This window comes from Corallibacter vietnamensis, assembly GCF_039537875.1.
Lineage (GTDB): Bacteria > Bacteroidota > Bacteroidia > Flavobacteriales > Flavobacteriaceae > Corallibacter > Corallibacter vietnamensis.
This window is the reverse complement of sequence record NZ_BAABBI010000001.1, coordinates 620,357-634,156: the sequence shown is the minus strand read 5'-3', so window position 1 is coordinate 634,156 and position 13,800 is coordinate 620,357. Positions and strand designations below refer to the sequence as shown.

The 13,800-nt window shown below is 34.7% G+C and carries 14 protein-coding genes; 7 read left to right on the top strand and 7 right to left on the bottom strand.

Going from position 1 to position 13,800, the window contains the following annotated elements; all coding sequences use genetic code 11:
* Positions 1-49 precede the first annotated feature (49 nt).
* From ABD690_RS02905 to ABD690_RS02880, 6 genes are all read right to left on the bottom strand, one after another.
* Positions 50-2,089, bottom strand: coding sequence for a T9SS type A sorting domain-containing protein (locus ABD690_RS02905; protein WP_344726862.1), 2,040 nt, complete (start codon positions 2,087-2,089; stop codon positions 50-52).
* A gap of 25 nt (positions 2,090-2,114) precedes the next feature.
* Complete coding sequence (locus ABD690_RS02900; RefSeq protein ID WP_344726860.1) at positions 2,115-3,221, bottom strand: hypothetical protein; 1,107 nt, start codon at positions 3,219-3,221, stop codon at positions 2,115-2,117.
* Positions 3,222-3,300: 79 nt separating this feature from the next.
* The gene (locus tag ABD690_RS02895) at positions 3,301-4,290 is read right to left on the bottom strand and encodes an aspartate-semialdehyde dehydrogenase (RefSeq protein ID WP_344726858.1); all 990 of its coding nucleotides are present in this window, start codon (positions 4,288-4,290) and stop codon (positions 3,301-3,303) included.
* Between the two features lie 136 nt (positions 4,291-4,426).
* Entirely contained in the window at positions 4,427-4,828 is a 402-nt protein-coding gene (gene mscL / locus ABD690_RS02890) for a large-conductance mechanosensitive channel protein MscL (protein WP_344726856.1), read from the bottom strand.
* 71 nt (positions 4,829-4,899) lie between these two features.
* Complete coding sequence (gene alr, locus ABD690_RS02885) at positions 4,900-6,006, bottom strand: alanine racemase (RefSeq protein ID WP_344726854.1); 1,107 nt, start codon at positions 6,004-6,006, stop codon at positions 4,900-4,902.
* Positions 6,006-6,647: a thymidine kinase gene (locus tag ABD690_RS02880; protein WP_344726852.1), complete on the bottom strand. Its 642-nt coding sequence runs from the start codon at positions 6,645-6,647 to the stop codon at positions 6,006-6,008. Before ABD690_RS02880 ends, alr begins: the two co-directional genes overlap by 1 nt.
* 103 nt (positions 6,648-6,750) lie before the next feature.
* Here ABD690_RS02880 and ABD690_RS02875 point away from each other — a divergent pair, with 103 nt between their 5' ends.
* Genes ABD690_RS02875 through ABD690_RS02860 form a run of 4 tightly spaced genes read left to right on the top strand, consistent with a single transcriptional unit; the run spans position 6,751 to position 10,558 of the window.
* Positions 6,751-7,488 (top strand): hypothetical protein, encoded by a 738-nt coding sequence (locus tag ABD690_RS02875; protein ID WP_344726850.1) that lies wholly within the window; start codon positions 6,751-6,753, stop codon positions 7,486-7,488.
* A gap of 24 nt (positions 7,489-7,512) precedes the next feature.
* Entirely contained in the window at positions 7,513-8,184 is a 672-nt protein-coding gene (rsmI, locus tag ABD690_RS02870; protein ID WP_344726848.1) for a 16S rRNA (cytidine(1402)-2'-O)-methyltransferase, read from the top strand.
* A gap of 47 nt (positions 8,185-8,231) precedes the next feature.
* Positions 8,232-8,804 (top strand): uracil-DNA glycosylase family protein, encoded by a 573-nt coding sequence (locus ABD690_RS02865; RefSeq protein ID WP_344726846.1) that lies wholly within the window; start codon positions 8,232-8,234, stop codon positions 8,802-8,804.
* A 32-nt stretch (positions 8,805-8,836) separates the two neighbouring features.
* A complete protein-coding gene (locus tag ABD690_RS02860; RefSeq protein ID WP_344726844.1) occupies positions 8,837-10,558 on the top strand; it encodes a M28 family peptidase in 1,722 nt (573 codons plus the stop codon).
* Positions 10,559-10,659: 101 nt separating this feature from the next.
* Here ABD690_RS02860 and ABD690_RS02855 read toward each other — a convergent pair whose 3' ends face one another.
* On the bottom strand, positions 10,660-11,253 hold the full coding sequence (locus ABD690_RS02855; RefSeq protein WP_344726842.1) for a carboxymuconolactone decarboxylase family protein: 594 nt from the start codon (positions 11,251-11,253) through the stop codon (positions 10,660-10,662).
* A 75-nt stretch (positions 11,254-11,328) separates the two neighbouring features.
* On the opposite strand from ABD690_RS02855, the gene ABD690_RS02850 reads away from it, so the two are divergent.
* The 3 genes from ABD690_RS02850 to ABD690_RS02840 are packed head-to-tail and all read left to right on the top strand — an operon-like array spanning position 11,329 to position 13,786.
* Positions 11,329-11,751 (top strand): OsmC family protein, encoded by a 423-nt coding sequence (locus ABD690_RS02850; protein ID WP_344726840.1) that lies wholly within the window; start codon positions 11,329-11,331, stop codon positions 11,749-11,751.
* Positions 11,752-11,753: 2 nt separating this feature from the next.
* Positions 11,754-13,442 (top strand): single-stranded-DNA-specific exonuclease RecJ, encoded by a 1,689-nt coding sequence (gene recJ / locus ABD690_RS02845; protein WP_344726838.1) that lies wholly within the window; start codon positions 11,754-11,756, stop codon positions 13,440-13,442.
* Positions 13,443-13,471: 29 nt separating this feature from the next.
* The gene (locus ABD690_RS02840) at positions 13,472-13,786 is read left to right on the top strand and encodes a hypothetical protein (RefSeq protein ID WP_344726836.1); all 315 of its coding nucleotides are present in this window, start codon (positions 13,472-13,474) and stop codon (positions 13,784-13,786) included.
* Positions 13,787-13,800 lie beyond the last annotated feature (14 nt).

Sequence of the window (13,800 nt, the reverse complement as noted above, 5' to 3'; positions counted from 1 at the left end):
AACCGCTCACAGATGTGGCGGTTTTTAAGTTTTTATATTTAAGAATAGATTATTCTTTTATAAATTTTCTGTTTACTACTTTGCCTTGACTTTCTAGTCTTAAGATGTAAAAACCACTTTGAAGTTTAGAAACATTTATCGTGTTGTCTTGTAATCTTTGGTTAAGTACTTTTTTACCGTTTATATCAAAAACAGTAGCAATTCTGCTTGTTAAGTTTTCATTACTTTGAAGGTTAATTACGTCTTTTACAGGATTAGGATAAATAGTAAGGTTGCTTAATGTTTCGTCTTGAACCGTGAGAGTTTCACCTTCGTTTACTTTAATAGTTTGATTAATTGATGGGCTATATACATTATCAATAATTCCTGAAGGCCAATAAATGATAATATTGTCAATTTGTGTTTCTGTGCCTAAACCAAAATGAGCATTTAAAGTATTCATAAACTCAAAACCTTCTCCACTTCTAATGTCTCTAATTTGTACCCCTGAAGGTGTGTGAAGTTCAATTCTAGCACCAATTCCATTTCTATTACTCATACCAGTTGTAGCACCTCCTTCTACAGTAACTTTTATCCAGTTATTGTTGTTTCCATCATTTAGATAAACTGAAGATCCTCTATACGCATCAATAAAACCATCATTATTCAAATCTCCAAAAGCGCCACTACCAGAAAATACATCTAAATATGGTGTAAAGGTCATGTCTCCATTATTTCTTAACACATTGTTTCCTGAAATGATATCTAGGTAGCCATCATTATCTAAGTCATAAGTAACATGTTCTCTAGATGTTGTAGTTAAGGCGCTTACACCAGAGCTAGAAGTTATGTCTGTAAATGTGTAATTTGGAGCTCCGTTATTTGCTTTAAGTACATGAGGTCCCGAACTAGCGCCAACAAAAACATCTAAATCACCGTCATTATCAAAATCTCCCCAAGCAGCAGACCACGTTTGATCTCCATCAGCTAAACCAATATCACTAGCATTTTCAACATAATCTGTTCCTGTATTCCTGTGCATTTGATTAACATATCTTGGGTATGCGCCACCGCATTTAGCCATAAACATATCTAGGTTTCTATCATTATCATAATCAATCCATATAGACCCATAATTTCCACCAGAATAGTAAGCCCCTAATTGGTAAGGAGAGCTGTTTGATGTGCCTATTTCTGGAGATCTATAAAATGTTAAGTTGCCGTTACCGTCATTTAAATAATAAACACTTGGGTCTACATCATGGCAAACAAAAACATCTAAATGGCCATCATTATTTATGTCTACAAAATTTGTACGTTGTGTAAAAACACCACCATTATCATATACGGTTGTATAGGCTGAGCCATTATGGTTGGCTTTAATTATATTGCATCCAGAGCTGTTTCCAAATATTAAATCGTTATAGCCGTTAGCATCAATGTCTCCAACTGCTAAACTCCATGTAGGAGATCTACTAGCTTGAGGAGTATAGCTTTCGCTAACAAATGTTCCATTGATTTGTTGATAATAAATATTTAGATTATAAACACCACCTGATCCAGGGATAGCAATGATATCATCTAAAAAATCACCGTTCATGTCAACAATACCCATTGTTGAGCCTGTGGTTGCTAGTGTTTGTCCTGAAAAAGAAAAAGGAGGTGGCGGAAGAGGGTCATCTAATGTTATTTCAAAGTCAAAGCCACTAGAGCTCCACCTATTGTCAAATGCGATATAATACGTGGTATTGGCAGTAGCGTTAAAACTTGCTATAGAAAGGTAGACGTTGCCATTATCATCATCTCCGCCAACACAATTCAAGGAGTTACATGCGCCTTCATATATTTGAATTCTTGTATCGCCTCCAGAGTTTTGAGCTAAACTGGTTGATACAGTTACATTAGCGTCAATTGTTGGTGTAAAAGTATACCATTCTGCCCTAGATCCATTACCCGTTCCGGCGCAAATAATAGATGTGCCTTGAGTTCCGTTTATTTGAGTTACCGTGTGTGTGCCTGCGGTAACTGCAATGGCTGAATTACAGTCATCTTGTGCGTAAAAAAGCAGGCTGTAAAAGACGCTTGCGAATAATAACGTGATTTTTTTCATAATTTATAGTGAGGGTTAAAATAGTTTATTGACATGTTGTTGATATTGAATTTATCCATTCCTCAATCATAGCTATAGCTTCTTCCTGAACTAGCGTCCGACCTAGTAAAGGCATTTTTCTTTGGTCGTTGGTTGTGCTCACTCTAAAATAGAGCATAGACCTGTTGATGTTACCGGGAACTACGATATAGTTAAGGCCTCCAAATTGTTCTTCAGGCTCAACGCAAACACCTAGGTTTGTTTCGTCATTGTTTTCATGGAATGGAAACCTCATAGGCCTGTAATTACAGTGTGCGTAATCAGAGTGACAATGTGCACAATTAATATCAACATAAGATCGCATTCTTAAATCAATGGGTTGCGTTGTGTCTTCCCAGTTTACTGTAGAGTTTATTGTATAAGGAATGTTTTGCTCAAGGTATCCGTATTGTTGCCATTTTTCTAATTGATTTAATGTGCCTTCAGCGTAAGTGATACTTTTATTTAAATTTTGTGGTTTAGGGCCAATAGGCATAGGTTCAGCGTTTATTTTATGGCAAGTAAAGCATTCGCTTTCGGGTGGTATGTGATATGCGACGTTTTTGGTTTCACCATTTTGAGTCCATGTTACATTTGTTATTGCCCCGTCAAGATTAAAAGTTGCTTCTGTTTGGTCGTTATTCCATATATAATTTGCAAAAATCCAACCATCAGCTTTTTTAATCATAAGTCTAGTTTCTATGATTTTAGTTGTGTTTTGAGGCTGTACGTTATCGTAGTAAAAATTTTTAATTAAAACAGCACCATCAGGAAAGTTAAGCGAGCTATAATCGTTTATATATTGTGCACTTGTGTTTTTTGGCATCCATACAAAACGTTTCTTTTTTGCATAATCTGTAAATAAATGAGAGTTTAAGTCATAAGGTAAAACACCATATACAGGATTTAGGTCTTTTAAATCGCCTTCAAAAAAATTATAATCAGAAAGGTTTGCGTAAGGAACCTCATTTATATTAAAATTTACAGGAGACTCTTGTGTGTTATTTTCACCCTCTGGATTAGTAAAAGGTATGTAGTTGTCATCGGAAGAACACGAGCATATGCACATTCCGAAAACAATAATAAAAATAACAGTTAAGTAGTTTTTTGTCATAAACTTGTGTTAAAAGCACACCAATTTACGAAAAAAAACACAAGAACGTTATAATTTGTTGATTTATACGGTTATGGCTTTATAAAAGGCTGTTTTCAACCAAGTATTCGGCTATTTGTACGGTGTTTGTTGCTGCACCTTTCCTTAAATTATCAGCTACAATCCACATATTTAAGGTGTTAGGTTGTGACTCATCTCTACGAATTCTACCAACAAAAACATCATCTTTACCATTGGCATAAATAGGCATTGGATATGAGTTTTCATTGAGGTTATCTTGTACAGTTACACCAGGAGTGTTGCTTAAAATGTTGCGTATTTCAGTAAGGTCAAAATCCTTTTCAAAGGCAACATTTACAGATTCACTGTGTCCACCAGCTGTAGGTATTCTTACAGCTGTTGCTGTTACCGCTATTGTTTTGTCATCAAGAATTTTTTGAGTTTCACGAACTAATTTCATTTCTTCTTTGGTATAACCATTTTCTTCAAAAACATCGCAATGTGGTAAAGCATTTTGATGAATAGGGTATGGATAAGCCATTTCTCCTTTTATACCTGCTAATTCGTTTTCTAGTTGCTTTACTGCTTTGACTCCAGTGCCAGATATAGATTGATATGTTGAGACAACGATACGTTTTATTTTGTAGTGTTTATGAAGAGGTGCTAATGCCATAACCATTTGTATGGTAGAGCAATTAGGGTTTGCTATAATTTTATCATTTTTTGATAACTGACTTGCGTTTATTTCAGGAACAATAAGTTTTTTTGTTTGATCCATTCGCCAAGCAGATGAATTGTCAATAACAGTAGTGCCTATTTCAGCAAATTTAGGAGCCCATTCTAATGATGTGTTTCCTCCTGCTGAAAATAGAGCAATATCTGGCCTTAAAGAAACAGCGGTTGCTAGAGAAACAACGGTGTAGTCTTTACCGCTAAACGCAATGGTTTTACCAACAGATTTTTCTGATGCAACAGGAATTAATTCCGTAACAGGAAAATTACGTTCTTTTAATACATTTAACATGACTTCGCCTACCATTCCAGTGGCACCAACTACAGCTATTTTCATGGCTTCTTTTTTGATTTAATTATGTTTAACAAAGCTAACTATTAATTCTTTTTTATAAATTAAAAAAGCCTTTGTTTTTATGAATACAAAGGCTTTTTAACAAGAAATTATAGATTGTTATATTTTTAACAAACAGTTATTTTTTTAATAAATCTCTAATTTCAGTTAGTAAATCGTTGTCTGATGGTCCTGCTGGAGCAGCTGGAGCAGGCTCTTCTTTTTTCTTTAAACTGTTAATACCTTTAATAAGCATAAACATAACAAAGGCTACAATGACAAAGTCAAGCACATTGGTAATAAATTCACCATAAAGCACAGCTACTTCACCTACAGTTTCACCAGCTTCATTAATAGTGCCTTCTTTTGCTATCCATTTTAAATCTTTAAAATCGGTATTAAAAATTAAACCTACCAAAGGAGAAACGATGCCTCCTGTAAATGATTTTACTACATTGTTGAATGCAGCACCCATGACAAATGCTACAGCAATGTCGACCAAATTGCCCTTCATGGCAAATTCTTTAAATTCTTTAAGCATAATAAATTGTAATAGTTAGTGATTAAGTTTCTAAATTAATTAAAAAAAATAAAACAAGAAATGATCATGTTCTATTTTAGGAAAATTCGCTTTACACGTTGTGTTATTGATGTTATTATTTCGTAAGAAATAGTATTGGCAGTTTCTGAAAAACTTGCAGCTGTTGTTTTTTTATCAAAAAGAACAACTTCATCGCCTTCTTGACAGTTTATATCAGTAACATCAAGCATAATCATATCCATACATACATTACCAATAAAAGGCGCTTTTTTTCCATTTATAACCCCAAAACCTTTGCCTTTTCCATATTGTCGTCCTATACCATCAGCATGACCAATAGGAATTGTGGCGGTTTTTGTTGGTCTTTTTGCAATAAAGGCACGATTATATCCTACAGAATCTCCTGTATTTATTTTATGAATTTGAGATATAATGGTTTTTAGTGTAGCTATTGGTTTTAAGAAAGCATCTGCTTTTTCAGAGTTTCCATAGCCATAGAGACCAATTCCAGAGCGAACCATATCAAAATGTGCTTCAGGGTAGTTTAATATCCCTGATGTGTTGCACATGTGCATCATTGGGTGATAGCCAATTTGCTCTTTAAATTCTTGAGTAATGTTTTTAAAGGTTTGTATTTGGTTTAGTGTAAAAGCTTTCTCGTTTAAGTCTTCACTGGCAGCAATATGTGAAAACATAGAAGCTACTTTTACAGATTTGGTTTTTAATAAGCGATCACTAACTTGAGTAACCTCTTTTTCTGAAAACCCTAATCTGTTTAACCCTGTATTAAATTTGATATGAACCGGATAGTTTTGTTGCTTTTTTGCTTCAGCTACTTCAATAAAAGCGTTTAAAACATACTGGCTATAAAGGCTTGGTTCTAAACAGCGTTCTATAATTGTTTCAAAATTTACAGATTGCGGGTGCAAAACTAAAATAGGTTTTGTAATACCAGCGTCTCGAAGTTGTATGCCTTCGCTAACATAAGCTACAGCAAAGTAATCTACATTTAGAGATTCTAAATATGTTGCAATTTCAACAGAATCACTTCCGTAGGCAAAAGCTTTAACAACAGCCAGAAACTTGGTTTCTGGATGCACCTTGTTTTTAAGGTGTTGATAATTGTGTTTTAGAGCGTTTAGGTCTATCTCTAAAACAGTTTCTTGGGTTTTAGGCATTAGCTATCGTTGTCTTTAGAATCTATTTCTTCAGCATCATTTACATTCATGTTTCTAACCTTGTCACGTTGCATAGATTTGTAGTAGGCAGCACGACTTAAAGGCTCATACTCGTCTACTTCTCCTAGTAATACCAAGTTATCGTTTTTAGATTTTCTGTAACTATATTGGGCTAAATTTCCAGTTCTTGTACAAATTGCATGCACTTTGGTAACATATTCTGCGGTTGCCATTAAATAAGGCATAGGTCCAAAAGGATTTCCTTTAAAATCCATATCTAAACCAGCTACTATAACACGAATTCCTTTGTTAGCTAGATCATTACAAACACGTACAATTTCATCATCAAAAAATTGGGCTTCATCAATACCTATTACGTCACAGCCATCTGCTAGAATAGGGATGTTTGCAGCGGCAGGCACTGGCGTAGACCTGATTTCGTTGGCATCATGAGATATGACTTTTTCGTCGTCATAGCGTACATCAACCGCAGGTTTAAAAATCTCAACTTTCTGTCTTGCAAATTGGGCGCGTTTCAACCTGCGAATCAATTCTTCTGTTTTACCAGAAAACATTGAGCCACAAATAACTTCAATCCATCCAAATTGTTCTTTATGATTTACTGTATTTTCGAGAAACATTTTGTAATTTTAACACTAAAACAAAGCAATCCTTCGTTTTGTATAAAGGTGGCGTAAATTTATTAAAAAACAAAAACCTAATTTGTATTAAAAATTAAAAGTTATGAAGAAGAAATTAGAGTCTGAATTAATTAGCATTGCTCACAGGATTCTTAAGCTAAAAGGAAAAGAAGATGTTATCAGAATGCATGATGAAGTTGCTGCGCTTTATGAAAAGCTATCAGTTCTAAAGTTTGCTCATGAAAATTTTGAAGACGACTTACCAACTATAGGTAACGATTCTTCGTTTTTTGGGATGCTAGATGTAGCTTTTAATAATAAAGTGAGTGACAATATTGAGGTAAATGATAAGGTTTACATAAACCTTGATGAGCACGAGCACGAGCAAATTATGGAGCCGGCCATAGAAAAAATAAAAAACATGGTGGCCTATATGCCTCAAGACAATGACCCTATTGATGATATTTTTGAAAAAGCTATTCCAGATTCAAGAAAACATCATAAAAATGATTTTGATGAAATAACAGCCGATTTTAAAGAAACGCCTATTTTCGAACCTGTTTCTAATCTTAAAAAAGACGAAAAAAAATCACTTAATGATAAGCTAAAACGAGGCGGAATTACAATAGGATTAAATGATAAAATTGCATTTATAAAACACCTTTTTGAAGGAAAAAGCGAAGATTACGATCGTGTACTTTCTCAATTAAATACGGCAAACTCTTTTAGCGAGGCCAACCAACTTATACAAAGTATGGTAAAACCAGATTATAATAACTGGGAAGGAAAAGATGAGATTGAACAACGTTTTATGGAAATTATTGAAAGCAAATTTGATTAGATTTCTGCTTTCAAAAGACACACTATGAGTAAACTTTATATTGTTCCAACACCAATTGGAAACCTTCAAGACATGACCTTTAGAGCCATTGATGTTTTAAAGGAAGCCGATTTAATTCTTGCTGAAGACACACGCACATCAGGAAAACTATTAAAGCATTTTGAAATAACAACACCATCACAATCACACCATATGCATAATGAGCATAAAACGGTTGAAGGTTTGGTAAACAAGTTAAAAAATGGTGTTGTAATTGCATTGATTAGCGATGCCGGAACACCAGCTATATCAGATCCTGGGTTTTTATTAACCAGAGCTTGTGTAGAAAATGACATCGCTGTTGAGTGTTTACCAGGAGCAACAGCATTTGTGCCAGCTTTGGTAAATAGCGGATTGCCTAACGATAAGTTTGTGTTTGAAGGATTTTTGCCAGTAAAAAAAGGACGTCAAACACGTTTTAAAATATTAGCAGAAGAAACACGCACCATGATTTTTTATGAAAGCCCTCATAAATTGGTGAAAACACTCGGTCATTTTTGTGAGTATTTTGGAGAGGATAGACCCGTTTCGGTTTCTCGAGAACTTACAAAGTTATATGAAGAAACTGTTCGTGGCACAGCAAAAGACGTTTTAGATCACTACACAAACAAACCGCCAAAAGGAGAAATAGTCGTTGTAGTTGGTGGAAAAAAGTAACGTAAGTTAAGGTGTTAACCTGTGTTTGGCCTATTAGGAATCTATTTATGCATAAACTATTAAAAGAGATAAAAAACTGCACCATTTGCAAAGACCATTTACCATTAGGGCCAAGACCTGTTGTTTCAGCCGATATAAATTCTAAAATTGTAATTGTTGGTCAAGCTCCAGGGACCAAAGTCCATACATCTGGCATCCCTTGGGATGACGCCAGCGGCAAGCAATTACGCAGTTGGTTGCAAGTTTCTGAAGAACAATTCTACAATCCTAAAAATTTTGCCATTATCCCTATGGGATTTTGTTATCCAGGCAAAGGGAAAAGTGGTGATTTACCACCTCGACCAGAATGCGCACCACAATGGCATAATCTATTGCTTGAACAGATGTCAAATGTTAAGTTGATTTTACTTATCGGAATGTATGCACAAAACTATTATTTAAAAGACAAAGCCCATAAAACCCTCACAGAAACTGTTCATGATTTTCATACGTATTTGCCGCGTTATTTACCAATGCCACACCCAAGTCCCAGAAACAGATTTTGGCTTACCAAAAACCCGTGGTTTGAGGTTGAGGTATTACCTGTTTTAAGGCATCAAATAAAAAATATACTACACTAAAATAACGTATCTTTATAATTAAAATTTAATATATGCTTAAAAATATTCGTTTCTATTCTATTGTACTTGTAAGTATTTTATTTTCTAATAGTACAAATGCTCAAGTTGCAGATTCAGAAAACTATTTTGATTTGGTGACATCTGAAATCACGGGAGATTTAGCCTATGAAACAACAGCTTTTGTGGAGCAATATTGGCGCGTTGTAGGAAATACAGGCTTTAATGAAAGTGTGTATTTTATTGAAGACAAACTAAAAAAAGCAGGCTTTGTAAATGAAGATGTAGCAACGGATAAAAACCGATTTACTTACCGCATAGAAAAACGTCCGTTAAAACACCCAACATGGGAAGTGGTTGACGCATCAGTTACTATAAAAGGAGAAGAAAATCCCTTGCTGACACAAGAAACCAACAGAAATATGGTTGCGTTAAACTCCTACAGTACGCCAAAAGGAGGAATAGAAGCTGATGTTGTTTATATTGAGAACATCTATGATTTAAAAAACATGGATGTAAAAGGAAAAATTGTTTTTGCAGAAACAAGCTTGGCCTTTTTATATAGCATGGCTGTTTTGCAAGGAGGAGCAGTTGGTGTTTTAGCATATAATAATCCTGCGTATTTACAACCAGAAAAAAACACAACCTCTATTCAGTTTCGCTCAATTCCTTTTAAAGCAGAGCAACAATCTTGGGGAATAGCAATGTCTTATCAAGCTAAAGAGCGATTAAAAAAATCATTATCAAAAGGAAAAGTAAGACTGCAAGTTAATGTAGAAACGAAAATTTATCCGTCAGAAGAGCTAACCATTGTCGCAGATATTAAAGGTTCTGAAGTACCAAAAGAACGTTTGGTTTTCAGCGCACACATTCAAGAACCTGGAGCTAATGATAATGCAACAGGCGTTGGCGTAGCTTTAGAAATGGCAACAAAAACAGCGCGGTTAATAGAACAAGGAAAATTCAATATAAAAAGAACACTTACATTTCTTTGGGGTGATGAAATAGTATCTACAGGTCGCTATGTAAAAGAAGATAGCTCAAGAGCAAAAGCCATAAAATGGGGAATATCTTTAGATATGGTTGGCGAAAATACAGCAATTACTGGCGGGACATTTCTTATTGAAAAAATGCCTGATCCAAGTGCAATTTGGACAAGAGGAAATGATAAGCATACAGAGTGGGGCGGAAGAAAAATGAAGCTTAATGAAATGAAACCTCATTATTTAAATGATTTTTTAATTGGTGTTTTTCAAGAACAAGGACGCCGTGCAAATTGGGTTGTTAATACAAACCCTTTTGAAGGAGGAAGTGACCATGTGCCATTTTTAAGAAGTGACATACCAAGTGTGTTGTTTTGGCATTTTACAGACCAATTTTACCACACCGATAATGATAGGTTAGATAAAGTATCAAAAGAAACTTTAAGAAATGTAAGTACAGCCTCTTTGGTTTCGGCTTATACTCTTTTAAATGCTGATGAAACCACTGCAAAAGACATTATTAACAATATAGAAACTGCTGCTTTACAACGTTTTGCAGAAGAATTAAAACAAAGCAAATTAGCAATTGAAAAAGGTGAGTCAATAGATTCTCAAATAGAAATTATTAAGGCTTGGAAAGACTGGTATATAAAAGCAATTGCGACAACTACAGATATGGTTTCTAAAGACAAAAAGCTTTTAAAAACTATTAAAAAAACACAAGACACAATTAAGGCAACAGCTAATGGTGTAATTGAAGAATTGGAGAAATAAATATTCAATTGTTTTTAAGTAAAATGAATCAAAAAAAACCTCACTAAAAATAGTGAGGTTTTATCTTGTGTATAACAATGAAACAGTTTAGACTCTAACATCTAATTACCATGCTTTCCTTTCTCCCAACCATGTTTTCCTAAATATTGATTTCCGCTTTCTACAGCGCCATCTTCAATAGATGTTCCCATACTATCGTTCCAGCGGTTTAGGTAACCAAATAACGAAATTACACCTAGCATTTCCACAATTTCGCCTTCGTTCCAATGTTCATATAAGCGTTTTTTTATAGCTTCATCAACCGCATTAGGCACTTGGCTTGCTGCCAAGCTAAAATCTAATGCAGCACGTTCAGCTTCAGAAAAAGCTGGATGTGTTCGGTATTCCCAAATATTATCAAGTTGTTCTTGTTCGGCACCATAACGTTCGGCAGCACGAATAGCATGCGCTTGGCAATAACGACAACCAGTAGCATTGCTGCTTACCCAAGCAATCATACGTTTCAAAGCAGAAGTTACGCGACCTTCATTGGCCATAACAGCTTTATTCAAATTAATGAATGCTTTTGAAATCGCAGGGCGATGTTGCATAGTCAATACTGAATTTGGACAAAAGCCCAAGGTTTCATTAAAAAATTCGGCAAGTTCCTTGGTTTTTAAATCGTGGTCTGCGGATAATGGTGTTACAAGTGGCATAGTCTATTTTTTTATTGGTATTTTTGAAATAATAACTAACGTATTCTTTACAAGAAACAAAAAAATCTTCATAAAATGACAAATAAAGTAACAACTCACTGGAAAGGCAATATGCAGTTTGAATCTGATAACCCAAGCGGAAAAACATTATTTATAGATACTTCAGAAGAGCATGGCGGACATAATTCTGGTTTACGACCTAAAGCTTTAATGCTTTCTGCACTAGCTGGATGTTCTGGGCTAGATGTGGTATCTATTTTAGATAAAATGAAAGTGAAAATTTCAGATTTTAGAATGGATACGTATGGCGAGCTTACCGAAGAACACCCAAAGTATTATCATACAGTAACTGTAGAATACCACTTTTATGGTGATAACTTAGATGAGAAAAAAATAAAAAAAGCCGTTGATTTATCTGTTGAAAAATATTGCGGAGTTATGGAGATGTTTCGCAAGTTTGCCAATGTAAAAACAATCATTCATTATCATAACGATTAATAATGCGTTGGACCTTAAAACCCATACCTGAAGCAAAAAAAACAGAAGCTTTACAAGAAGCTTTGCAAGTAGATGAAGTGGTTGCAACATTATTGTTACAGCGTGGTATTGAAACCTATGAGGCTGCCAAAACATTTTTTCGTCCTAGTTTAGATGATTTACATGATCCATTCTTAATGAAAGATATGGATAAAGCAGTGACTAGAATTGAAACAGCTATAGCAAAAGGCGAAAACATTCTAGTTTATGGTGATTATGATGTAGATGGTACGACTTCAGTAGCTTTAATGAGCTCTTATTTAAAAACACAAACCAATAATGTAGCGACTTATATTCCGGATCGTTATGACGAAGGTTATGGCGTCTCGTTTCAAGGAATTGATTTTGCTGATGATAACGATTTTTCGCTTATTATTGCTTTGGATTGTGGTGTTAAAGCCATTGATAAAGTAGTTTACGCTAAAGAAAAAGGTATTGATTTTATTATATGTGATCATCATAGACCCGGAAAACAATTACCTAAAGCAGTTGCTGTTTTAGACCCAAAACGTGATGATTGTGAATATCCATATAAAGAACTTTGTGGCTGTGGTGTTGGTTTTAAACTTATTCAAGCATTAGCGTCTAGACAAGGAAAAACGGTTGAAGATTTAGTTACATATTTAGATTTGGTCGCTACAGCAATAGGTGCCGATATTGTTCCTATTACAGGAGAAAATCGCGTATTGGCATATTTTGGGCTACAAGTTATTAATGCCAGTCCAAGACCAGGTATAAAAGCGATTATTGCTGAAGTAAAAAAGGAGACACTTACCATAACCGATGTCGTGTTTATTGTAGCACCTAGAATAAATGCCGCAGGTAGAATGAAGCATGGCAACCACGCTGTGACTTTACTTACTGAAACAGATTTTAATACTGCGGTAAATTATGCCGTTGAAATAGATGCTTTTAATACTGATAGGCGCGAAACAGACAAACGCATTACTGAAGAAGCTCTTGAGCAAATAGAAACAAATAATGAGCAAGAAGGCTATACAACGGTGGTATATCATGAGTCTTGGCATAAAGGCGTTATAGGTATTGTTGCTTCAAGGCTTATTGAGACGTATTACAGGCCAACGTTGGTGTTTACCAAAAGTGGCGATAAGTTGGCCGCATCGGCACGTTCGGTTTCTGGGTTTGATGTATATAATGCACTAGAAGCTTGTAGTGAATATATTGAACAGTTTGGCGGACACAAATACGCAGCTGGTTTAACACTAAAAGAAGAAAACTACGAAGCTTTTAAACAAGCTTTTGAAAATGTGGTGTCTCAAACCATTGATAAAGCATTATTAACTCCAGAAATTAAAATTGATTTAAAAGTAGATTTACAACAGGTTAATGATAAATTATGGCGTATAATCAAACAATTTGCTCCGTTTGGTCCACAAAATATGACACCTGTTTTTATGACCGAAAACTTAAAAGATACAGGTTTTGGTAAATGTGTTGGAGAAGATAAAAGTCACTTAAGAATTACCGTTACACAACCACAAGCACAAAGTATTGTTTGTATAGGTTTTGGGCTTGGTGATAAAGAGCCGCTAATTTCTAACGGAAAAAAATTTAAAGCAGTATATTCTATAGATGAAAACCACTGGAATGGTATCACCTCACTTCAGTTAAAATTGCGAGATATTAAATAATCTTTTTTAAAAATAACCGTTTTGTGTTTATGAATAAACCAATTACGTTTTTTTTTCTATTTATAGGAAACCTATTGTTTTCACAAAACCTGGTGATTAATCCAAGTTTTGAAGATTTTGATAAATGTCCATGGCGTTTAGGAATGTTTAATAATAATGTTTTCCATTGGTCTTGTCCTAATCATGGGTCAACCGATTTTTTTAGAGCTTGCGGAACTAACCCAATAACGAAAGAGAATTATAACGGAGAGCAAGCTCCTTTTTCTGGAGATGCTTATGTTGGGATGTATCTTTATGCCATAGATGATTATAGAGAATATGTTCAGGGTGCTTTACAATCTTAATTAGTAAGAGGAGA